The sequence below is a fragment of the Vibrio sp. ER1A genome (assembly GCF_000733315.1).
GTDB classification, from domain to species: domain Bacteria; phylum Pseudomonadota; class Gammaproteobacteria; order Enterobacterales; family Vibrionaceae; genus Vibrio; species Vibrio mediterranei.
Map to the genome: position 1 here is coordinate 803,611 of NZ_JPJA01000086.1, position 23,312 is coordinate 826,922.

Here is a 23,312-nt window from a genome sequence, read left to right on the forward strand (position 1 = left end):
CGTTAATTTCTTTTTTTTCACTTGTAAGATTAACTAAAGAATTATATGTCGATTCTATATCTTCTTGTTTGTTACCTATTTCATTAATTACTGCATCATTATTATATCGCAGTATATCAATTTCATCATAAAACTGTTTGAGTGTTATATTGACACTTTGGGTATCGAATTTCTCATAGATCTCTTTCTTCTTAGCCAACTCCTCTGGTGACAGTTGCAGTTGAGCAAATGAAACAGAAGGGAGCAAAACAGAGAGAAGTAATACTGGCTTTGTTATGTTCTTCATAATATTTGACGTTTTATTGTTAGTTTACTTAGTTTCAATCATATCTTTGGACATAGATAGAAACAAGCAAACGCTAACATTGTTCTGACATTTATTTCAAAGGTGAGATCGTGGGCATATTTTATTTAGATGATAAATTGGAATCATGAATGTTAATTGTCTACACCTTTGGATCTACAATAAACGAAAACCTAAGGAACAATCAGTATCATGGTTGTTTTTACCGCTGCGATCCTCAACATTAAGTTGCTACGGCTTCCCAACTACCCTCTTTCCTCTCGCTAAGAACCTTGCCGCACTACGAAGACCCAACCTTGTACACAAGTTAATCAAATTTCTCTTGATTTAACACGTACTTTACATATAGTTAACAACTGGTCTGATGAGACTTATATACCGATACAACTATAAAAATGGATTTTCTAGCTTTTCCGAAAGGACACAAAGATATGAAACAAAAAGCTCTCCTAATCCCTCTTGTCTGGGGAATAACCCCTGCTGTCTTAGCCGCAGGATTTCAGGTAAACGAACACTCTGCGTCAGGCTTAGGCCGAGCGTTTTCTGGAGAAGGTGCAGTTGCTGATAATGCGTCGGTACTTGCGCGTAACCCCGCAGCCATGACCTTGTTTAGTACAGCACAGTTTTCTGGCGCTATTTCGGTGGTCGACCCTGACATTAACATCACCGATACGACTAACAATCAAGAAATGAAAGACGTCGCACCGATGCAAGTCGTTCCCGGTGCTTACTATATTTCTCCAATTAATGACCAGTGGGCATGGGGAATCGGACTGTTTAGTACCTACGGGGTGGCAACAGACTATCCAGACGCGAGTTATTCAGGCGACCTTGCTGGCGACACATCTTTAGTCTCAGTTTCATTGAATCCTAATGTCGCCTATCGTATCAACGATTCGTTCTCAATTGGAGCTGGAGTAAATGCCGTCTACGCCCACGCTAAGTTGAATCGCCACAAGGGAATCTTAGCGGATGCGGTCTTTGGTGGTGCTCCAAGTGACAAACTTATCTCTATGGAAGGCACCACTTATGCATTTGGTTGGAACCTTGGTGCTCTGTACGAAGTTAATGAAAACAACCGTTTTGGTTTTTCTTATCGAAGTGCGATTGACCTTGCGTTTAAGGATGGTGATTTCTCCAGCTATGACACGGGGATCTCTACCCCAGCGGATACCAAAGCCGACTTAGATGTCACACTTCCTGCCATTTGGGAAATCTCCGGTTATCATAAGTTTGCTAGCCGCTGGGCAGTACATTATGGCATTCAACGCACTGAATGGAGTGACTTTACAGAACTTAAAGCCACATCATCAACATGTACTGGGGGCACTCCTCCAGGAGTATGTTTCTATAAAGAGGAAGACTACAAAGACAGTAACCGTTATTCACTAGGGTTTACTCACTTCTTAAATTCAGATTGGACTCTACGCGCTGGTTTTGCTTACGACGAACAAGCCGGAAAAGCGACGTTGAGCATTCCGGACTCAGACCGTTACTGGTACTCAGCTGGTTTGACTTATCGTATCAATGACAAGATGACATTGGATGCAGGTTTTACCTACATCGATGCTAAATCAGGGTCATTTACTGAAAAGAATAAGTTAGATGAAGAGCTCGTATTCACTGGTAAATCCGCCGCTTACATAAGCGCGATTCAGTTTAACTATCAGTTCGATTAATTCCGGGAGAATAACGATGAAAAAGCTACCACTAGCGCTAACCATTTCAGCTTCATTACTGATCTCTGCTTGCGGAGATGAAGGTGAACTCGTTGGTACTCCAACGACACCAAACTATGAACCTTACATTCAACAGTCACTTGCACAACCAACCAAACTAGCTTTTACATTACAAGGCAGCAATGCAGATGTACCGTTTCCTACATTTGCGTTAATGAACCAAACTGATGGAACATTAGAATTACCAACTGGCGGAGATGACTCACTATCAAACCCAATAGCAGCAATGGGCCAGATGGATGGCTGGTCTACTACTTCGCCTATTTCTGTTAAATTTGGTGCCCCACTAACGCTATCACCAGATCCTTCCTCTGTAACTATCATCAAGCTAACTGAAGGTTTGACATCCGCATCGCCAGCGCCGGAAAGCGTACTAACTTATGGTACAGACTACGTTCTAAGCACTTCAGGTAATAGCCTCGTCATTGCTTTACTCAAAGCCCTAGAACCATCGAGTGAATATATCATTGCAGTAAACGATAAGCTTCTTGATATTAATGGTGAAGAGGTCGGTACATCTCAAGGCTATGCAGCGCTGAAATCAAGTGCAAAAACCTACACCGAAGGCACATTGGCAAGTGCACAAAAAGTGGTTCAAGGGACTGAACAGCTCATAGCTGCCGGTACTTCTAACGCAGTAAATACCACGAATATTGTCTATTCCACTTGGTTTTCTACTCAATCTGTTGGACAAACTTTGTTTGCGACTAAGTCTATGATCGCAGCTACTCTGCTGCCTGAGTACTCGCCAAGTGATATTTGGAAAGGAGTGGCGAACCCCAACAATGTAGCAATTGATAGCGTGGGTCAAATGACGTTTGGAGTGCCTGAAGACTATGCACAAGCTCTCGCCAGTGATAGCAATTTTATCAGTTACATCAATACCGAGGATGCACGTAACAAGCTCATTGGTGTTTATGCTAACGCGGGCACTGTTACCGTCACAAAGGGCTCTGTCAAACTTCCTTACTACTTAGAAACTGGTGCGAACTGGAACACCCAACCGTTTGAATCAGGCTCACCCAGTTTAGCCGTAATTAACAGTATCATTAGTGACGACGATGAAAAGGCTAACTTTGTGGGACAGCTAGTTGCCAAGGGGATTGATCCTAGTGCTTTTGAATCCGATCCAGCATCGCAACTACCCAAACTAATGGGCACTACTTTTACTAAATTGGATGGTTCACGGTATGACAAAGAGCGTATTATCACTCGTTACGCACCAGTCCCAGCAGTAAAGTCGTTACCGGACGTCAACTTTTTACTGTTCACTCCGACATCAGGTAGTATTTCTGGTTTAGTGATTTACCAACACGGTATTACTTCGGCTAAAGAGAACGCTTATGCTTTTGCCAAGAATTTTACTGATGCAGGTTTAGCGTTAATTGCCATTGATGCTCCCATACATGGTGAGCGTAGTCTTGACGCCCAACGTTCAGCCAACGTAAGCGTGTTAGCGTATATGAATCTGAGTGTCTTACCAGTCGCCAGAGATAATATTCGTCAGTCCATGTTGGACTTGATGACATTACGATATGCTATCTCAGCAAATCAAGCAGCTGGTGCATTGGCATCAACTCCCTTAGCTACTTTGCCAAACACCACTACAACGCAACCTAGTTTCTTAGGACACTCATTAGGTGGTGTTTTGGGAGTCCCTGCCGTAGCGCAAGCTAACGCCAAAATGGGTAACACTGCGGATTCTATGTTTGGTTTTTCAAGAGCAGCTTTCGTCAACTCTGGAGGCCAAATTGCGAATTTACTCTTTGGCTCCGGATTCTACGGCCCGTACATCACACACAATATTGCACTTCAGGGTAGTACCGGTTACGGTTCTTATGCGAGTGCTAATTGTAGCGGAATATCAGAAGCGCAATGTTTAACAGACTTTGAAAGTACATCAAGCAGCAACTTACCTGCTCTACTGGCAGAAAACTTACAGTTTATCTACGCAACTCAAACCGTAGTAGATACCGCTGACCCTTATACCAACGCAGACACATTGATTGCAGAAGGAACACCTGTTTATATGGCGCAAGTGAAGGATGATGGCACAGTGCCTAATAACGTTCTCAGTGCCAAATATGTCACGTCATCACCAATGGCTGGTACTGAACCTCTTGCTACAAAATTTAGCTTAGAAGTGTTCGATAGTGCGAAAGGGAGTGGTAGTAGTACTTCTCCATTTGTACGTTTTCGTGATATTGGTAAACACTCCACTTTCATTTCGGTCCAAGACACCGATAATCTGAGTGATTTAGCGTATCACGCAGAGATGCAATCGGAAGTTGTTAGCTTTTTAGCCACTGGAAGTAGTGCAATATCTGACGCTAATTCAGTGTTGGAATAGAAGTTAATTAAGAGATATAAAGCGAGTCATAGACTCGCTTTTTTCATTTTAATACATCAAGAGACATCAACGACCCTGCTATCATCATCAGCTTGGTAACGTGCCCATATCTCTTCAAGGGTTTCTGTGTTGAGACTTATCCCTCTCTCTTTTAGAAAATCCTCGTTGTACAACTTTGAGTAGGAACGATCCGCCAAGTCACAACTGAAAGTAACAATTGTTTTTCCTTTGCCCATTCTCGCAGCAGTGTACAGCGCTCCTGCTACATTCAGAGACGAACTGCTGCCAAGAACAATACCGTCATGCTCCGCTACCAGACGAGAGATAGTCACTAGATCCTGATCAGGCAAAGTGATTGCATGGTTGATTTTCGCCTGCCTAAAGTTGTCTACCGTTCTCATAATGCCTATCCCTTCAGTAAACGAACTCCCTGTAGATTGGTATTCTCCGTGTTTCAGAAAAGAATGAATACCTGAACCATCAGGATCAACCAGCCACGTTTTCAGATTTGGCTGTTGCTGCGAGAGGTAGTGAGAGTTTCCAGCAATTGTACCTCCAGTCCCAACTACAGACACTAATGCATCTATATTGCCTTCGGTTTGTCGCCAGATCTCGGGGCCCGTGTTCAAATAGTGCGCTCGGTAATTGCTTAGGTTCTCAAACTGATCAGCCCACCAGTAATCTTCATGCTCCTCACCTATCCTCTTGGCGGTATGGTAAAAGTGTTCAGGATTTGCAAACGGACAAGGGTCAACCAGCAACAGTTCGGCTCCATAAAGGGAAATCATCCTTTCTTTTTCTTTTGCCTGCCCTTTTGGCATCACGACCAGCATCTTATAACCAAGTGACTTAGCCACTAATGCTAGTCCGATGCCAGTATTACCTGCGGTCCCTTCTACTATCGTCATACCGGGCTTTAGCTTTCCGGCATCAATTGCATCGGTAACCAACTGAAGCGCGGCTCTATCTTTAATTGAACCACCTGGGTTCTGTTGCTCGCACTTGAGAAGGATGTTGCAACCCGATATCTCTGAAAGACAATTAATTCTCACCAGATCGGTGTCACCGATGAGTTCACTGACATTGTTTGCAATCGAGGCAATTGACATAATGGCTCCACTTATCTAACTGATTTATTTAACGTGTGTCTTCATTGTTAATTATCATAAGCGTAGTTAGGTGGATTGCTTAGTCAAGATAAGTGCAAAAGGAGATGGTGTTTATAAAGCGCTTTTGTATAGAGAAGCACGTCAGAGTTTGGTATTTTACCTCAAGGCAATTACACATCTGACCACTCGTACGTTCAGTGTTCAGCGCTGTTATAGCTAATGTCAATGGGCCAAAGGGAACTGCCTGAAAGCTCTAAAGGAATCAGTTTTTCATGTTACAGAAAACAAAACACGCTTTAGTCGTCGAAGGCGGCGCTATGCGAGGCATCTTTGCCGCTGGTGTTTTAGATGGCTTTATCGACCACAACTATAATCCTTTTGATTTTTGTATTGGAGTTTCTGCTGGAGCGACTAATATCGCTTCGTGGCTGTCCAAACAACGAGGACGAACCTACACCATCATTGCTGACTACTCGTGTCGTCCAGAATTTATCAACTTCCATAACTTTGCTAAGGGTGGTCACTGGCTAGATCTCGACTGGCTCTGGGATCATATTGCTATACATTATCCTTATGATATGCAAGCATTTAACGAGCAGCCTATTCCTTTCCATATTGTTACAACCGACATTAACACAGGAGCTCCTGTATACACATTAGGATCACAAAGTAATTTAGAAATGATTCTAAAGGCATCATGCTCAGTACCTGTCGCCTACCGAACGCCTATAGATATCGATGGAAGAAAGATGATTGATGGAGGAGTTGGTGATTCAATTCCCGTGATTGAGGCGTACAAAAGAGGCGCTAAGGTCATCACGGTGGTTCTGTCGCAAAAGCAAGGTTATGTCAAACGTCCACCTAAAGCACCTTGGCTACTGCGTCGATTTATGAAAAACACTCCTCTGCTGGCAGAAGCTATGATCAACCGCGCGGATCAATATAACCAAACGATGGCGTTTATCAACAACCCTCCACCCGACTGCACTATTCACGTTATTACTCCAGAAGATAGTTTTTCTGTGGGACGGCTAACAACAAATAAAGACAAGCTTGAAGCGGGATATCAGATGGGGTTAAGAGCAGCAAACAAAGTGGTTCAGCAAACTACATAGCGCGTGTTGTCATGCGATCATCATTTAACTAATAAATAGAACTAAAAAAGCGAGCACTAGGCTCGCTTTTAACTATTAATTTTCCATTCTGGTTACAGTAGTTCTACCGATTGCTGTGCAATCACAAACTCTTCATTGGTTGGAATAACCATTGCTACAGCACCTAGCATCTCAGATTTACCGATGATGCCAGCGTTTCCGAAGCGAGCATCTTCGTTGCCCTTCACATCTTCTTTAAAGCCAAGAAGTTTTAGGTTGTTTAAAATCTCGCTACGGATTGGCATAGAGTTTTCACCAATACCACCTGTGAAGATGATGCCATCAAACGAATCTAAAGCTGCTAGGTAAGATGCAATGTATTTTGAGACGCGGTAAGTAAACACTTGGAATGCTAGTTTAGCGCCTTCATGACCTTCTTCCATCGCTTCTAAAATGCCACGTGCATCGCTCGTTAGTCCAGAAACCCCTAGGAAGCCCGACTCCTTGTTAAGTGCGTTAAATACTTTGTCCTGTGACCAACCCTTTTTCAAAAGGTATTCAATAATCCCTGGGTCTAGGTCGCCACAACGAGTACCCATCATTAGCCCTGATAATGGAGTGAAACCCATTGAAGTATCGACTGAATCACCATTGTTGATAGCACATACAGAAGCACCGTTACCAAGGTGGACTGAAATGAAGCTAGACTCTTCAATAGGTTTATTGATCATCTTCGCTGCTTCGCGGCTTACAAAATAGTGGCTAGTACCGTGGAAGCCGTAACGACGGATGCCGTAGTCGGTGTATAGCTCGTTAGCAATAGCACCAGTGTATGCACGCTCAGGCATCGTTTGGTGGAACGCTGTGTCAAATACTGCAAACTGAGGAAGAGAAGGAAATGCTTCCATCGCTGCTCGGATGCCGATAGCGCCTGCTGGGTTATGTAGTGGAGCAAGATCCGCAAGCTTTTCAATTTCCGCAGTTACTTCTTCGTTGATGCGTACAGTCTTGGTGAATTTTTCACCACCGTGAACAATACGGTGACCTACGGCAACGATGTTCTCTTGTAGACCAAGTTCATCTGTTAGACCCACAAGCTTGCTGATTGCAATTTTGTGGTGACTGTCGTCGCCTTCGATAGCGATTTCAGTTTTTTCACCATTAAATTTCCAGCTCATACGAGATTCAGGAAGGCCAAAGCACTCTCCAAGACCAGACAGAACTGCTTCACCACTTGCTGAGTCGATTACAGCGAATTTCAGAGATGAACTACCAGAGTTAATCACGAGAACAAACGAATTAGACATGGGGGGATATCCTGTTTTGAGCATTGATGGAAGACGACTTCCTAATATTTGTTTGTATTATTCAATATTTTTTGAATCTTTCAACTTTCTTTTATACAAACAACTGTATCAAAATGATATTTATTGATAATGATCAAGGTCCTATTTAATTCACATCTTGAATTTAATCGGTTACATCCCTTGATTATAGGGCAGGTTCGCACCAGTTGCATATTCGTCATACAAAAAAGCCGGGCATGAGCCCGGCTTTTCAACTATTTTTGAATAGAAGCGATATTATGCTTCATCACGACGATTGCGTGAGAAACTGCGCTCACCACGGTGACTACCACGATGGTCACCACCACGGTTACGATCAAAACGACGCTCGCCATCACGACCACGACCACCTTCACGGTTGCCATCGCGGTTGCCACGATAACCACCACCCTCACGGTTGCCACGGTAACCACCACGGTTGCCATCACGGTTACCGTCACGACGACCACCATCACGACGACCACGAGGCTCACGGAAATCAGTGAAGTCTACCACTACCGCACCCGCTTCTTTTTGACGAATACGTAGTTTACGAAGTTTACCAGCAACATCAGAGGTCATTTGCTTTGGAAGCTGAACGTAAGTTGACTCACGATCTAGCTTAATTGCACCAATAGAACCTTTAGTTAGGCCAAGCTCATTCGCAAGTGCACCTACGATGTCTTTAACTTGAACGCCTTGCTCACGACCTACTTGCAGTTGGTATGTATCCCAATCGGCAGTGTTGAAGCTACGACGACCATCACGGCCTCCGTCACGACCACCCTCACGGCGCTCTTTACGACGTTGCTTATCACGCTCGATAGCCGCGATCATTGGATCTTCACCAATGTAGAATAGAGGGCGTTTGCCTTGTTGACGCTTAAGTAGAATCGCTGCCAATGTTGCTGCATCGATTTCTAGGCTTTCTTGTAGTTTCTCTACAAGCTCAGCGAATTTGTCTAGAGACTTATGCTCTTTCTCTTGCTCAAGCTCTGCACCTAGTTTAACTAGACGAGCTTCTGCAACTTTGTCACGTAGAGGAAGTTGGATTTCTTCCATTGATGACTTAGTCACTCGCTCGATAGTACGAAGCATACGGATTTGGTTAGTGCGAACTAGAAGAATCGCCTTACCTTTACGTCCAGCACGACCAGTACGACCGATACGGTGGATGTATGACTCAACATCGAACGGGATGTCGTAGTTAAATACGTGTGTAATACGCGGTACATCAAGGCCACGTGCAACAACGTCAGTCGCTACTAGGATGTCGATAACACCTTGTTTGATGTGGTCAACAGTGCGCTCACGCAAAGATTGAGGAATATCACCGTGTAGTGCTGCCGCTTTAAAGCCACGTGCAGATAGCCAGTCAGCTAGACGCTCAGTATCTTGGCGAGTACGTACGAATACGATTGACGCGTCTGTTTCTTCAGTTTCAAGAAGACGTGCCATTGCTTCGTCTTTCTCTACACCTTTAACAACCCAGAACTGCTGCTCTACTTTGTCTACCGTGTGGTTTTTACCAGCAACGTCAACGTATTCTGGCTCACGCAAGAAACGATCAACGATCTTCTTAAGCATTGGAGGCATAGTCGCAGAGAATAATACGCGCTGTGCTGTTTCTGGAGCGTGCTCCATGATCTCTGTTACGTCATCAACAAAGCCCATGTTAAGCATTTCGTCTGCTTCATCAAGAACGAACGTGTGTACTTCGTCTAAGTGTAAGCGGTCACGGTTGATTAGGTCTTGAACACGACCAGGAGTACCAACAACAATGTGAGCACCGTTTTTAAGTGCACGCATTTGATCAACGATAGATGCACCACCGTAGATCTCTAAAACTTTTAGACCATTGATGTTTTGACCAAGGTTTTTCATTTCCGCTGCAACTTGGATAGCAAGTTCACGAGTCGGCGCAAGAACCACAGCTTGTGGTTTACGTTGGTCAAGATTTAGCTTGTTAAGCAGTGGAAGAGAGAATGCAGCTGTTTTACCAGTACCAGTTTGAGCTTTACCTAGCGCATCTTTGCCTGCTAGCAAGTGCGGAATTGCCGCAGCTTGGATAGGAGTTGGAGATACGAAACCCATTCCGTCAAGAGCAGAAAGGATTGAGTCGTTCAGCGCTAAATCGCTAAACTGAATTGAAGAATCTTGCATTGGGATCCCATTTATCAATTATTAACTAAGGTCCCACGAGCTCTACCAATTCCAAACTGATCCAGATTGCTTCTAAAGCAAACCTTAAAGAGCTGATTCCATTCAGATGCGGATAAGTAGCAAATCGCATCAAGCCGCTAGGGACGTAAACAAGGAGGCGGATTATTCCCTAAAAGCACAAAAAAAGCCAGAAAAAATTGAAATACATCACAATTTTCTTCTCGATGACAAAATTCTGTATAAAGCGTCATCAAATTTACATCTAATACGCTTAAAACCTAGCCTTTCCTGACTTATTTCGGCTAGGCATATTCCGGGCATTTGGGTATAGTGTCGGCACTTTCATCGTTAAGAAGTAGATACATGTTCCAAGACAATCCGTTACTTGCACAACTTAAGCAACAAATCCAAGAAACCCTTCCAAAAAAAGAAGGGACGATTAAAGCAACTGAGAAAGGGTTTGGCTTCCTAGAAGTTGACGCGAAAAACAGTTTCTTTATTCCACCTCCATACATGAAGAAATGTATGCATGGAGATAAAGTTGTTGCAATTATCCGTACTGAAAAAGACCGAGAAGTAGCGGAACCACAAGAACTTATCGAACAGGCTGTCACGCGATTCATTGGCCGAGTCAAACTTATCAAAGGAAAACTTAACGTTGTTCCTGATAGCCCTACTCTTAAAAAGCTCACACTTAAAGCCAAAACTAAGAAAGGCATTAAGTCAGATGATCTAAATGACGGTGACTGGGTCGTAGCACACGTAATTCGTCACCCATTAAAAGATGATGGCGGTTTCTTTGTTGAAATCACGGAAAAGATCACAGACACCAATGACAAAATCGCACCTTGGTGGGTAACATTGGCTCAAAACGATTTACCAAAGACTGAACCAGCCGGCCTTGAAAACTGGGAAATTAACGATCATTCCGATTTAGAGCGTATCGACCTAACAGACGTTCCATTTGTCACTATCGATGGCGAATCAACAAAAGACATGGACGATGCACTTTATGCAAAGAAAAATGACAATGGCAGTTTTGAACTCACCATTGCTATTGCCGATCCAACCGCTTATATCACACCAGAAGACGATATGGATAAAGTCGCCAGAGAGCGCGGCTTCACTATCTACCTTCCGGGACGTAATATCCCAATGCTACCTCGCGATTTAGCGGACGATCTCTGTTCGTTAATTGAGAATGAAGTACGCCCAGCGATTTGTTGCAAAGTCACAGTAAGTGCTGACGGCGTGATTCAAGATGATATTCAATTTTTTGCTGCTAACATAAAATCTCATGCACGTCTGGCTTACGACAATGTGTCTGATTGGTTAGAAACCGGAACATGTGACAAATGGCAACCAAGTAAAGAAATCGCTCAAGTAGTTACTGAACTAAATGAGTTTGCCAATGCTCGCGCGCAATGGCGTGAGACACACGCCGTTGTGTTCCCTGACCGACCAGACTATCGCTTTGAGCTTAGTGAAGACAATGACGTCGTGGCTATCCACGCAGATATGCGCCGTGTAGCCAACCGCTTGGTAGAAGAGTCCATGATTACCGCCAACATTTGTGCTGGCCGTGTTCTGAGTAAAGCGTACGGCTATGGCGTTTTCAATACTCATCTTGGCTTTAAAGCGGACAAGCTGAAAGATGTTGTAGAGCTGGTCAACCAAGGTAAAGAAGACAACCTTTATACTGAAGAAAGCCTGTCAACTCTTGAGGGATTTGCTCAACTCCGCCGTAATCTTGGTGGTTTAGATTCAAGCTACCTAGATAACCGGATTCGCAAGTACCAAGCGTACAGTGAAATCAGCAACCAGCCAGATGCTCATTATGCAATGGGCTTGGACGTATACGCGACGTGGACATCTCCTATTCGTAAATATGGCGATATGGTCAACCATCGTCTGTTGAAAGCCTACATTCTTGGCTCTGAACCATCACAACAGCCAGATGATGCTTTAGGTGAAGAGCTTGCTCTACATCGTAAACACCATAAGATTGCTGAGCGTACTGTAGGTGATTGGTTATATGCTCGTACACTTGCTGACGAACCTAAGAAACAAACACAGTTCACCGCAGAAATCTTTGATATCAATCGCGCCGGTATCCGTGCTCGTTTGCTAGAAAATGGCGCTTCTGTGTTTATTCCAAACCCACTCATCGTTGACAACAAAGAGCGCATTGAAGGAAACAACGAGAACGGCACGGTTTCTATTGATAAAGAAGTCGTATATCGTCTAGGGGACACGTTTAAAGTAATACTGAACGATGTGAATCAAGAAACACGTAGCCTAATCGCTAAGCCTGTTGAAGTATTTGCTGATGCACCTAAAAATGCATCAACAGAGCAAAGCGATGAAACGGCTAAATAGCCAATAGCACCTCGCTAGATAACACAAAAAGGGAGCCATCTGGCTCCCTTTTTAATATAAATGATGCTTTGTCGTTCATGCATCACCAAAAGTACGCTTTAGGATCTTTCTCAATCTCCCTCATCACCGCAGTAAGGTCCGTACTTTTACCTAGGAATGGATACGGCATCCAGTTGTCCCCTTCATCTTCATCGGGAACGAAAATCGACCATTCTCTGGTATTGGAATCGAATAGGACTTTAACGACGACACTGGTGTAACTGGAAGAGCTTGAGTCCAATAGATAATGAGCTTTAGAAAACAAGACGCCATGCTCAACCATTTCAAACAAGGATTTACCCAATTCAACAGGCATGCTCTTGTTACGGTTGCTGCAAACAATTTCGGCACATCTTTCTAGGCGACATTGTGACATTTCGATAAGTGTCATATACCCCACCTTTTGGCTGACTATGTGTTTAATATAACTGCTTTTTGGATAATTTGTTAGCGTTCGACGCCACACAGTAACCATTTTTATCCTCTAATTTATTGGCTATACAACTCCACTTCACAAAAGTGTCACACAAACGAAATATGATGTGGCAAATTCTCACTTTAATTGGAGTTTCTCTATGCTTCGCGTCGCTTTAGCCGCTCTACTCTCCTTCTCCGCTGTAAACACTGTAGCAGCACAAGAAGTTAATATTTCTGGTTCTACATCTGTTGCTCGTGTTATGGATGTCTTGGCAGAACAATACAACACGTCACACAGCGACACGTTCATAGCCGTTCAAGGAATCGGTAGTACAGCAGGTATCACCCTAGTAGAAAAAGGGGCGGCGGATATCGGCATGAGCAGCCGTTATCTTACAGAACGTGAAAGCAATGAAAGTCTAGACGTTTTTCCTATTGCTTACGATGGTCTAGCTATTGTGGTCAACCTGGCAAACCCGGTTCAAGACCTCACTCGAGAACAGTTGTTTGACATTTATAAAGGAAAAATTAATAACTGGAAGCAAGTTGGTGGCCCAGATCAGAAGATTGCTGTTGTGACACGTGAGGCCTCTTCAGGAACGCGTTCAAGTTTCGAAAGTCTGTTGGGCTTGACCCAAATCATCAATGACAGACTAGTCTCTGATATCAATCCAACGAACCTCGTTGTAAATAGCAACAGTATGGTAAAGACCATTGTTAACAACAACCCACACGCCGTAGGTTACATTTCTGAAGGTTCTGTCGACCGTTCAGTTAAGGCTATTAAGTTTGAAGGTGTGGAAGCAACCACCAAGAATATCTCCGAAGGGAAATACAAGCTCGCACGTCCTTTCCTTTTGCTACACAAGAAAGATGACATTGATGATGACGCGGATAAATTCATTTCTTTCGTGCTATCTAATGAGGGACAATCCCTCATCCAAGAATATGGCTACACGCCGATTAAAAAGTAGTAAAGTCATCGCTACATTAGGGAAAGCGTTTGCTTTCCCTTTTTCGTCTCTACCAAGATTGGAATCGTTGAATACATAATTACGACACTTCTGTCATTTCCCATGTTATCGCAACCTGCTATGTTGTTAATCAGAAATGGTTTATCCCCAATAGGAGTCTATTCATGATTGTCACCACTACTCAAACCGTTGAAGGAAAGCGTATAGTTGCTTACAAAGGCGTGATCGCCGGCGAAGCGATCTTAGGTGCCAATGTCTTTAAAGACATGTTTGCTGGCCTGCGAGATATTGTAGGCGGACGCTCGGGCACCTATGAGAGAGAACTACAACGTGCGCGTGAAATCGCACTAAAAGAACTAGAACAAAAAGCCGCTGATGCTGGCGCGAACGCTGTTGTGGGTGTCGACCTTGACTATGAAGTACTAGGGACTGGCAACGGCATGTTAATGGTGTCGGCGAGCGGCACTGCAGTCGTTGTTGATTAAAGATGAATAAATAAGGCAGCGAATGCTGCCTTATTTGGTTGCTCTAAAAAATATTAAAGCTTAGTTACCGTCAGCGTTGGATTGACTTTATTTGTTGCATCCAACTTGAAACGATAGTTTGCCTCTTCAGCAATATTTATAGTGACATTATCATTGCTACCTGCAGTAAGAGTGTTTGCCTCACCCAAAGTAACACTCACTTCGCCACCAAAGTTTGTCTCTGCGTTCCAAGAAGCATCGGCGACCTTCATATTAAAACTCCCCGTTTGCACCTCTATATCTAACTGGTAAATATTATTGGCAATATAGCTAAACTTGGCATTGGAATTTTCCGCTGGGGCATCCCATGTCGTGATCGATCCACGTAAGTAGAGTTCAGTATTTCCGAATGGTGCGATACTAGATACATCTTTATTACTGTTGTCTATCGGCAAGCCTACACCCTGGCTCTCACCTTGAGGAAGTACAAAGACAGCGGTTGTCAATGCTGGTACAGAGAAGATTTCATTACTAAATGAGGCTGCTCTCACTTCACTATCATAAGACGATTTTTGAACCGGATGTAGTTCAAAATCGCTAGTTCCTTCAATCTTGAACTCCTTAGTAACTGCCGTTGAGTTAACCACAACCACCACCGCATCATATGCAGAATCAAGATCAGCGCCCACGCTGGTTCCATCATCAATCGTCATGACAATTAAACCTTGTGTTTGGCCGTGACCAACGTTACGGAAATCGACTCGTTTCATGACCTCCTCCGCACTATCTAAGCGGAACAGCTCACTACTACTTCTAATTTTAAGTAACTCTAAGAATTGTTGTTTGGTTAGCTCAATGTCCGTTTGGGAGGGTTTGACACTAGGATCAGCTATGATTTTTCTGATCAAATCCCAGTTAGCACCATCTTTGTCTTCTCGAGGTAAACCAACATTCCAGTTGTTGTCTGAACCATCGAAGCGAACGCGGTTATACCAATCACCTGAGTCATAGGAATCTCGCTGCATCGACTTAGATCGCAATAGCTCTGAGCCCATGTGAATAAATGGAATACCCTGCCCCAACATTACGGTTGAAAGCGATACAGTCTGCATTCTAGCTCGCTTCGCCGAATCTATCCCTGTCGCAATCTTGTAAGCGTTGTTGTCCCAAAGTGTTTGGTTATCATGCTTCGAGACGTAAGAGATATTCTCCGATGGGAACTTGGTATAGCCTGCCGGAGCGCCATTATAATCCACATCTTTGCCACGTTTAGTCTCACCAGTGTAATCCAAGAGAACATAGTCAGCTAAATTGCCCGCCATGCCTAAACGGACGATATCTTGGTTGTGAAGTCTATCGTTTGTTGTTTCAGCTGATTCGATTACCTCTTCATTAGGATAAGCCGCATTACCAAACCCTTGATTAAACCTCAGTGAATGGCGGCCATCGCTGTTAACGCCGCCATCAAAAGGACTACCACCACGTACTGCGTCACGCAATCGATCAGAAAACGTACCAATTTCAGTACCGGCCATAGCTAGCTGTGTGGCTTGCTCGAATCGAGCGTGATTAGAAACTTCACCGAAATCCCAACCTTCACCATAGAAAATAGTATCGGGATCAATCGCTTTCACTTTCTCTAACGCATAAACCATCAAGTCTTTAGGTTGGTGCCCCATAAGGTCAAAACGGAAACCATCGACTTTGTAGTCATCAGCCCAAACTAATAGTGAATCAACCATTAGCTTACCCATCATCAAGTTTTCCGTCGCAGTATTGTCACAACAGGTCGAGTTTTCTACGCCTCCGGAATTGGCATTGAGCCTGTGATAATACCCAGGAACAATTTTATCCAACACTGACTTATCATTTACGCCAGAGGCATTGGTGTGGTTATATACGACATCCATGACGAACTTTAGTCCCATATCATGAGTCGCTTTTACCATTTGGCGGAACTCTTTGATTCTTAGTGAACCTTCAGCGTCAGTAGCATAACTACCTTCAGGAACCGTGTAATGGAATGGATCATAGCCCCAGTTAAAACTGTCATACATGCGTAGGTCATTCATCAAAGACTGTGCATTAGCGCTCGCCGGGTCATAGCTTTGCAATAAACCTTCAATGACCTGCCCACTATCTGCTGTAGAACAAACCGCAGCTTTAGCATTAAGAGCACATAGATCACCGACCGTATCGGTAATATCAACTCTATTGACCTCATCAACCGTAGCAATATCAAACACAGGTAATACATGCAACGTTGTTAAGCCCGCTTGTTGCAATGACTTCAGATGTGTTACTGACTCTCGAGTATCTTCGGTTAGTGCTAAATACTTACCATTCAATGCTTCCGTCCCTCTAGAATCACTGAAGCTAAAATCACGTATGTGGGATTCGTAAAGGACATGATCCTCAGCTTTAGATAATTGAGGACGAGAATATGCTTCGTCATTCCAACCTTCAGGCATTAATAACGTATCATCGAGATCTACAACTTGAGAATATAGAGAATTTGCAGACACGCTAAGTGAATATGGGTCGGTTACCAATCGCTGCTCCACTTTACCCGTCGTAGGATGGTACACCTTAACGTCATAACGATAGAACTGGTTCAGCGCTCCACTTACGCCATCCGAGGACCATATGCCAGTATCTGCATCTTCAGTCATTGGATATACACTATCTAGGGTCTTATCTTCATTATAAACTTCTACCGACACTGACATTGCTGTTGGTGCCCAGAGTTTAAACGTCACATCAGTTCCTTCAACAACAGCACCGAGCGTTTGAGCTATCGCATTACCCCCTTCTTTTGAGGCAAACACAGAGTCAAGAACTCCAGCTGTTTGAAGCTCAGTGGCAGCAATAATTTTATTACTCTCGTTATACGCGGCTATCACAAGTTGGTTTTTCAAAAGTGTATGTCGTGTCTCCGCATTCACATCGATGTTCAGGGCAGTTAAGCTCGCTAGATGCTTATAACGAGCTTTGAGTGCCTCAGGCAGCTCACCCGAAATGGTGAGTTCAACGTGTCCATCTTGTCCTTGAATAGACCTATCATCATTCATTGTGATACTGCCGTCTTCGCTGTAGAACAGAACCACTTTATTTGCTGTCGAGGCAGCCTCCCAACCAATTGTGGTGCCATCTAACCAATGAGCGGCGCGCCCATCGATCGCAACAGGTCTCTCTGCAGTAGGAACGTAATAAATTTGGCTACTGCCATGGAAACCAAATAATCCCTTGCTGTCATCAAGTTGACGTAGTTGAACCTTGTGATTTCCACTCCCAAAGGCTTTCTCATCTCCTTTGTGAAGTATAAAATTCATACATTCGTGAGGGTCTGATGCATCTGGGTTCACCTTCAGAACATAATAAGCGCCATAGGTAGAGCTAATCCCTGTATACCCAAATGGAGCATCCCAGCTCGTTCCACCATCACCAATATTCATTGCTTCTAGGTCAGTACTCTCACACCCTTCGCCATTCCACAGGTGTAACCCCCAACCAGCGTACGGGTCACCAGATTGAGCCGCTGAGTCACGTTTGTAATAGATGACGACTTCATTCTCGCCAGCCTTATACAAGCCATCCACATCGCCACTATTGCCACCAGCCTCTGTTCCAGACTCACTATTCGTATTGCATCCTGCGAGTAATACAATTGAAATCAGTGGTATAAGCGATTTAGCTACCACTGTCATCTTCGGTTTATTATCGTCCACTTTTCAACCTTTTATTATTGAGGGTAAATCGGTTAGTTCTCCCTCTATGCTATGAAAAGTGATGCTCAACAAAATGTGAACAATGCATGTTAAGTTTTTGTGTCAGATGAAATAAGGGGTTGATTGAAGCGTGTTCACATTGATAGCCATTTTTGCCAAAAAATATGCACACAAGCGCACATTTTTCAGTCTTTTTTTCTCAGGCGTAGCGACGACGGCGTAGAGAGATAGGATGAGAATTCATCCTCCAATACGAGAGATAGATCTATTATTCACTCTTTGTTATTTTTCTTCGTTAAGAAAGAACGGCATTTCTACTGTTATATTGGAACTCCAATAATGTTCATTCACTAGGAAGAAAATCACCTTTTAACAGAATGACTCTCCTGTGTTCAGAATGATTATCAAGCTGGAAACAGTCAACTAATAAACCCCAAAGGCATCAACGCCTTTGGGGTTTTCCACACGTACTAACTGGCATAACATTACTTTCATGTTATGCGCAAATATAATTATCTCTGACTTACCCAAACAGAAACACTGCCACCATCGACCGGAAACTCAGCCCACCCATTCGCATCAGTCCATACATCTTCAGAACGGATACCAAGTTGGTCGGTATAGCGGGTACTAGGTGACCCTGTGTACATCCATTTCTTTCCACCGGGACCATCGCTCATAATAACAGCCAGAGAATTAGGATGTTCAGTATTTCCTTCTCGGGTCCATCCTATAATATCCCAATGATCAAGGTACGAATTCTGCTTACCATACGCATAGTCTTTGCGAAGACGAACTAACTGTTCTAGATGGGGTACTTTAGCCATATTTATATGATGTCCCTTATCACTGTACTGTGCACCGTAATAATCCGCGTAGAAGATTGTAGGATAGCCTTCCTCTCTAAGAAGAATAAAAGCATACGCTAATGGCTTGAACCACCAATCAACGGGCGATTCCAATGCTTGTAAAGGCTGAGTGTCGTGATTTTCTACTAATGTCACCGCTTTAACTGGATTATCCTTCATCAAGGTTCCATCCATAATAGTGCGCATATCAAAGCTGCCACCTGAACGGGAGGCTCGATAAAAATTCATATGTAACGGTGCATCAAACAGCGACATACTGCCCGATGTCTTACTAATGAAGTTGTGTAAATTATTGACGTCATAGTTCCAATACTCACCAACAGTAAAAAGCTCCTTTCCTGTCTTCGTGCGCAAGTATTCAATCCACTCTTGCAAGTATTGATATTTTATATGTTTAACAGCATCCATTCGAAAACCATCTACCGCTGTCGTCTTGAGATACCATTCCCCCCAATCCTTAAGCTCTTGTTTTACTTCTGGATGATCCATATCTAGATCGGCATACATTAAATAATCATAATTGCCTTTCTCTGAGCTTACCTCCCAATCCCAAGCCTTGCCCTCTCCTTTGAACTTGAAGATCGCTTTTTCTTTACCTGCATCATCCCAATCTACGCCGTCAAAGTGATACCAAGTCCAGTGAAAGTCCGAGTATTTATCGTTTCTTCCCGGAAAGTTAAACTCAACCCATGCTTCAATCCACTTATCACCAAGTTCTATGTTTCGGTTATTCCAATCCACTCGCTTGGTATCGACCCATGACTTTCCATCAGCACCACCACGATGGTTGAATACGACGTCACCATAAACCTGAATGTTATGTTTGTGCGCCGCCTCAATTGCGGATAAGTATTGATCCTTGGTCCCATACTTTGTACGTACCGTATCTTTTTGAGCGAATTCACCTAAATCATACATATCGTATACGCCATACCCAACGTCATTGATACCTCCAGCCCCCTTATATGCGGGAGGAAGCCACAATGCGGTTATACCGTTCTCAGAGAGTGACTGAGCATTATGTTCAACTTGCGTCCATAATGTTCCATCGTTAGGGGTGTACCAATGGAAGTATTGCATCATAGTTCCATTCTGTGCAGCCCATGCGGGAGTACTCAGCAACAAAGCAAAAGGAAGATAAAAAGAAGGGTGTTTCAATTTTGTCATCATGTTGTCTCACAGTTAGGGTCAATTGTGGACACGTTAACATTGGCACTAACCTACCGTTATTGAATCTACCCGCAATTATCGACCCAACAAATAACAATAAAAACAATTACTCAAAACTATCTGAGATGAAGTGGGATGTTGGTGATGAGAAATAATCAGCTTGGATGTATAGCTATAGATAAAACGAAAAAACCCGTCGATGAGACGGGTTTTAGATATTATGGAGGCGCCTCCCGGAGTCGAACCGAGGTCCACGGATTTGCAATCCGCTGCATAGCCACTCTGCCAAGGCGCCATAATTTGTGTGCTAACAATTAGCGAATAGATGGTGCCCCGGGCCGGACTTGAACCGGCACAGCGCGAACGCCGAGGGATTTTAAATCCCTTGTGTCTACCAATTCCACCACCAGGGCACGCAATTTCTTGCGATGCCGCTTACTGAACAGTAAAACACCATCTGTTTCTTACCGCAGTTGCAATAAGACTTTAATATGGAGGCGCCTCCCGGAGTCGAACCGAGGTCCACGGATTTGCAATCCGCTGCATAGCCACTCTGCCAAGGCGCCTTAATTTGGGTGCTAATTAATTAGCGATTAGATGGTGCCCCGGGCCGGACTTGAACCGGCACAGCGCGAACGCCGAGGGATTTTAAATCCCTTGTGTCTACCAATTCCACCACCAGGGCACGCAATTCCTTGCGATGCCGATTACTGAACAGTAAAACACCATCTTTTTCTTACCGCAGTTGCCGTAAGATTTTAATTTTGAGCGACTCACTAGGTTTCCGTTCTTCAACGGTCTCGGTGTGACGTTAATCTTGGCAAGGCTGCCTATAACAGTCACGCTAGTCTCGCATGCGTTTTCATCGGGGTTTCCCGTGAGAACGAGGTGTACTTTAACGGATTAAGTTTTTGCGTCAACAGTAAATTTTAACTTTATGAATCAACTGACTAAATATCGAGCCAAGCAGTATGAAGCCCATACAAATCGGCTAATTCAACACCACTTACAAGTTAGCTATCTTGCGATCCAGTTGATATTTTTCGTCTGTAATGATTTTCTCAAGAACTTCAACGCGCTTAGATAGGCTTTTTATTTGTTGCACCAACTCGCTATTCACATCGTCCGCACCTTCGATTGCTTTTTCGAGTTCAATTGATCTCATCTTTTCGCGATGAGCGAAAAATGTTCGCAGCATACCTCGACCAAAAATAGCGCCAAAAATGATGAGAACAACCAAGACTTCAGACATAAGCACCTCCACGAATATAGTGATAACTCACCATAATCGTCGACTAACTTAAACGCAAACTGTTAACAATGCTGAAAATGGATTTCGAGGCTTAGATCTCAGACAACGTGAATTAGCTATCAAAAACGTTGGTGAGTACAGTGAGGGAAAACTCTTAGAGCCAAACGAACGAAACCCCGACGATTGTCGAGGTTTCTGAATAATGGAGGCGCCTCCCGGAGTCGAACCGAGGTCCACGGATTTGCAATCCGCTGCATAGCCACTCTGCCAAGGCGCCTTTCTATTAACACACTGAGCTGCTGCTCCGTCGTGTTCGAGGCGTACTTTACGGATTACTCAACATTAGTCAAACAAAAAACGAAATTATCTCTCTGTTTGTCCAGATTAACGGCAATATGCTTAATCAAGCAGCGATCTAATGGACTAAGCGTACTCACCGTCACATCTCTTAGTGTGTTTCACCACTTTTTCATCAAACGTCCCACCAAGTTTGGATGATAGGACCAGCAATGATCAAACATACTCATCAGTGCGGGGTTGCCATACTTAGACAGGTTGATGGCGTGAAAGCGGTTTTTACGCTCTTTTAGTTGGTCGACTTTTTGGATCATCTCTTCGGATTGTTCAGGCGCGATAAAGTCAGAAATCACAACCATGTCTGCGTTTTTATAAGTATCGGTACCCATCAAATCGATAGACTGAACTAATACGGGCTCTAAGTCAGTTCCACCATGAAATGAATAGCTGAGAAAATCAGCAGCTTCTCGCAAACCATCTTGCTTGGTCAGTTCATATGTAATGTGTGTAGTAGAAAACAGAATCACATAGCATTCGCGATCTTCAGCCAACGCAATTTGCATCAGCGCGTAAGCCATTGCTTTGGCACACTGCTCAGGAAACCCACTCATCGAGCCAGATGCATCGATACAAACAATAAATGGCCCTTTCTCTATTTCCACCTTACTGTTATCCGGTTTACTAGTTCGTACTTTTTTAAGCGTGCGTGATTTTCCTTGAGTTTTGTAGTTCATTAAGCGTTTATCAGCGAGATGTTTGTAAAACACCACTTCCAATTCGGGATAAGCGAGAAACATGGTTTCATTAGGAAGCAGTTTATTCAGATCGTCGGACTCGTGAATGCCTACAATATCATCCGTCGCCTCATCACTTTGCTCTTCAACCATCTCAACATCATCAGCTTGTGCTTTATTAAGTTCGGGATCATCCTGATCATTTGCCATTCGTCCAAGCTGTTCTGCTATCTCTTGTAGTCCCTTATTCTTCTTAAGAAACTCGGCATGGTTGTGCATCACTTTTAGATCAGTCTTGGTGAGTTTCGCAGAGGCCATATCCCACAAACGGCCCATGGCAGCTTCATCACCCTGCTCCGTCACGGTATCCATGTTTTGCATGGTTTCCATTCGTTGATACAAATCGGCGAGAAACTTCTCTTTACTTGCTTCTAACTCAGAGACCTCGGCTTGTTTAATCGCATCCGCTAGGCTCTTGTACCAAAGATCGCAAAAGAAACGGGGAAACATGGGATTATTCACTGACTTGTTTTTTTCTAGCAGACGCCTCGCCTGCATGTAGAACGCAGAATGCCACTCAAGTTGCTTGACGACATCATTAATGCGTTCAAAAAAAGTCGCTTCATCCCAGTGGATGACCTTTTGATAGAGTGCAAGTTCTTTCTGGAAACGTTCGGTCTCACAAACACGAGTCATACGTTTTTTTACTGAGCCACGCCACTTCAACAAATGGCCTTTGACTGCAGAACGAACGCCGCGCTTTTCTGTGAGCGCAACAACTTGAGAGCGAGCCATCAAATCATTAACTGCCGAATCAATTAGACCTGAATCAGCAATCATTAGCGCCAAGTTTAATCCGTCTGCTCCGAGCATCCATGCCTCCGGTGTTTTATCTTACGATGTCA

Annotated in this window: 15 protein-coding genes and 5 tRNA genes; 6 read left to right on the forward strand and 14 right to left on the reverse strand. The window is 43.7% G+C overall.

Annotated elements, in window-relative coordinates; translation table 11 throughout:
• A partial coding sequence (locus tag HW45_RS29560) for a hypothetical protein (protein WP_038226986.1) occupies window positions 1–286 on the reverse strand: 286 nt, incomplete at its 3' end.
• A gap of 449 nt (window positions 287–735) precedes the next feature.
• On the opposite strand from HW45_RS29560, the gene HW45_RS10855 reads away from it, so the two are divergent.
• Both HW45_RS10855 and HW45_RS10860 read left to right on the forward strand, forming a co-directional pair.
• Entirely contained in the window at window positions 736–1,983 is a 1,248-nt protein-coding gene (locus HW45_RS10855) for an outer membrane protein transport protein (RefSeq protein WP_038226987.1), read from the forward strand.
• A 16-nt stretch (window positions 1,984–1,999) separates the two neighbouring features.
• Window positions 2,000–4,393 carry a VolA/Pla-1 family phospholipase gene (locus tag HW45_RS10860; RefSeq protein WP_038226988.1) on the forward strand — a complete coding sequence of 798 codons (2,394 nt, stop codon included), beginning with the start codon at window positions 2,000–2,002 and terminating at the stop codon, window positions 4,391–4,393.
• Window positions 4,394–4,449: 56 nt separating this feature from the next.
• Here the strand turns inward: HW45_RS10860 and HW45_RS10865 are convergent, their stop codons facing one another.
• Window positions 4,450–5,502 (reverse strand): cysteine synthase A, encoded by a 1,053-nt coding sequence (locus tag HW45_RS10865; protein WP_038226989.1) that lies wholly within the window; start codon window positions 5,500–5,502, stop codon window positions 4,450–4,452.
• A 272-nt stretch (window positions 5,503–5,774) separates the two neighbouring features.
• On the opposite strand from HW45_RS10865, the gene HW45_RS10870 reads away from it, so the two are divergent.
• Window positions 5,775–6,617, forward strand: a complete 843-nt coding sequence (locus tag HW45_RS10870) for a patatin-like phospholipase family protein (RefSeq protein ID WP_038226990.1) — start codon at window positions 5,775–5,777, stop codon at window positions 6,615–6,617.
• Between the two features lie 92 nt (window positions 6,618–6,709).
• Here the strand turns inward: HW45_RS10870 and HW45_RS10875 are convergent, their stop codons facing one another.
• Window positions 6,710–7,903, reverse strand: a complete 1,194-nt coding sequence (locus HW45_RS10875; RefSeq protein WP_031494342.1) for an acetate/propionate family kinase — start codon at window positions 7,901–7,903, stop codon at window positions 6,710–6,712.
• 276 nt (window positions 7,904–8,179) lie between these two features.
• Window positions 8,180–10,084: a DEAD/DEAH box helicase gene (locus HW45_RS10880; RefSeq protein WP_006071603.1), complete on the reverse strand. Its 1,905-nt coding sequence runs from the start codon at window positions 10,082–10,084 to the stop codon at window positions 8,180–8,182.
• 363 nt (window positions 10,085–10,447) lie between these two features.
• Between HW45_RS10880 and rnb the strand changes: the two genes are divergently transcribed.
• Window positions 10,448–12,463, forward strand: coding sequence for an exoribonuclease II (gene rnb, locus HW45_RS10890; RefSeq protein WP_038226991.1), 2,016 nt, complete (start codon window positions 10,448–10,450; stop codon window positions 12,461–12,463).
• A gap of 82 nt (window positions 12,464–12,545) precedes the next feature.
• Here rnb and HW45_RS10895 read toward each other — a convergent pair whose 3' ends face one another.
• Window positions 12,546–12,893, reverse strand: coding sequence for a DUF3024 domain-containing protein (locus HW45_RS10895; protein WP_006069662.1), 348 nt, complete (start codon window positions 12,891–12,893; stop codon window positions 12,546–12,548).
• 184 nt (window positions 12,894–13,077) lie between these two features.
• Between HW45_RS10895 and HW45_RS10900 the strand changes: the two genes are divergently transcribed.
• Together HW45_RS10900 and HW45_RS10905 are read left to right on the forward strand one after the other, a co-directional pair.
• A complete protein-coding gene (locus HW45_RS10900) occupies window positions 13,078–13,893 on the forward strand; it encodes a phosphate ABC transporter substrate-binding protein (protein WP_038226993.1) in 816 nt (271 codons plus the stop codon).
• Between the two features lie 164 nt (window positions 13,894–14,057).
• Entirely contained in the window at window positions 14,058–14,378 is a 321-nt protein-coding gene (locus HW45_RS10905) for a heavy metal-binding domain-containing protein (RefSeq protein WP_006069660.1), read from the forward strand.
• Between the two features lie 53 nt (window positions 14,379–14,431).
• On the opposite strand, the gene pulA is transcribed toward HW45_RS10905, so the two are convergent.
• From pulA to viaA, 9 genes are all read right to left on the reverse strand, one after another.
• Window positions 14,432–18,064, reverse strand: coding sequence for a pullulanase-type alpha-1,6-glucosidase (gene pulA / locus HW45_RS10910; protein ID WP_038227743.1), 3,633 nt, complete (start codon window positions 18,062–18,064; stop codon window positions 14,432–14,434).
• A gap of 533 nt (window positions 18,065–18,597) precedes the next feature.
• A complete protein-coding gene (gene amyS, locus HW45_RS10915) occupies window positions 18,598–20,121 on the reverse strand; it encodes an alpha-amylase (RefSeq protein WP_152559674.1) in 1,524 nt (507 codons plus the stop codon).
• A gap of 224 nt (window positions 20,122–20,345) precedes the next feature.
• Window positions 20,346–20,419: transfer RNA gene (locus HW45_RS10920), tRNA-Cys, on the reverse strand.
• Between the two features lie 31 nt (window positions 20,420–20,450).
• A tRNA-Leu gene (locus HW45_RS10925) sits at window positions 20,451–20,537 on the reverse strand.
• Between the two features lie 79 nt (window positions 20,538–20,616).
• Window positions 20,617–20,690, reverse strand: a tRNA-Cys gene (locus HW45_RS10930).
• Between the two features lie 32 nt (window positions 20,691–20,722).
• Window positions 20,723–20,809: transfer RNA gene (locus HW45_RS10935), tRNA-Leu, on the reverse strand.
• 321 nt (window positions 20,810–21,130) lie between these two features.
• Window positions 21,131–21,376: a hypothetical protein gene (locus HW45_RS10940; protein WP_038226996.1), complete on the reverse strand. Its 246-nt coding sequence runs from the start codon at window positions 21,374–21,376 to the stop codon at window positions 21,131–21,133.
• Between the two features lie 203 nt (window positions 21,377–21,579).
• A tRNA-Cys gene (locus tag HW45_RS10945) sits at window positions 21,580–21,653 on the reverse strand.
• Between the two features lie 181 nt (window positions 21,654–21,834).
• Window positions 21,835–23,280, reverse strand: coding sequence for an ATPase RavA stimulator ViaA (viaA, locus tag HW45_RS10950; RefSeq protein WP_038226997.1), 1,446 nt, complete (start codon window positions 23,278–23,280; stop codon window positions 21,835–21,837).
• Window positions 23,281–23,312 lie beyond the last annotated feature (32 nt).

What these genes read in the sequence shown, in the direction of transcription:
- HW45_RS10855 (WP_038226987.1), top strand. Translation starts at nt 736, where the DNA reads ATGAAACAAAAAGCTCTCCTAATCCCTCTTGTCTGGGGAATAACCCCT.
- HW45_RS10860 (WP_038226988.1), top strand. Translation starts at nt 2,000, where the DNA reads ATGAAAAAGCTACCACTAGCGCTAACCATTTCAGCTTCATTACTGATC.
- HW45_RS10865 (WP_038226989.1), bottom strand. Translation starts at nt 5,502, where the DNA reads ATGTCAATTGCCTCGATTGCAAACAATGTCAGTGAACTCATCGGTGAC.
- HW45_RS10870 (WP_038226990.1), top strand. Translation starts at nt 5,775, where the DNA reads ATGTTACAGAAAACAAAACACGCTTTAGTCGTCGAAGGCGGCGCTATG.
- HW45_RS10875 (WP_031494342.1), bottom strand. Translation starts at nt 7,903, where the DNA reads ATGTCTAATTCGTTTGTTCTCGTGATTAACTCTGGTAGTTCATCTCTG.
- HW45_RS10880 (WP_006071603.1), bottom strand. Translation starts at nt 10,084, where the DNA reads ATGCAAGATTCTTCAATTCAGTTTAGCGATTTAGCGCTGAACGACTCA.
- rnb (WP_038226991.1), top strand. Translation starts at nt 10,448, where the DNA reads ATGTTCCAAGACAATCCGTTACTTGCACAACTTAAGCAACAAATCCAA.
- HW45_RS10895 (WP_006069662.1), bottom strand. Translation starts at nt 12,893, where the DNA reads ATGACACTTATCGAAATGTCACAATGTCGCCTAGAAAGATGTGCCGAA.
- HW45_RS10900 (WP_038226993.1), top strand. Translation starts at nt 13,078, where the DNA reads ATGCTTCGCGTCGCTTTAGCCGCTCTACTCTCCTTCTCCGCTGTAAAC.
- HW45_RS10905 (WP_006069660.1), top strand. Translation starts at nt 14,058, where the DNA reads ATGATTGTCACCACTACTCAAACCGTTGAAGGAAAGCGTATAGTTGCT.
- pulA (WP_038227743.1), bottom strand. Translation starts at nt 18,064, where the DNA reads ATGACAGTGGTAGCTAAATCGCTTATACCACTGATTTCAATTGTATTA.
- amyS (WP_152559674.1), bottom strand. Translation starts at nt 20,121, where the DNA reads ATGACAAAATTGAAACACCCTTCTTTTTATCTTCCTTTTGCTTTGTTG.
- HW45_RS10940 (WP_038226996.1), bottom strand. Translation starts at nt 21,376, where the DNA reads ATGTCTGAAGTCTTGGTTGTTCTCATCATTTTTGGCGCTATTTTTGGT.
- viaA (WP_038226997.1), bottom strand. Translation starts at nt 23,280, where the DNA reads ATGCTCGGAGCAGACGGATTAAACTTGGCGCTAATGATTGCTGATTCA.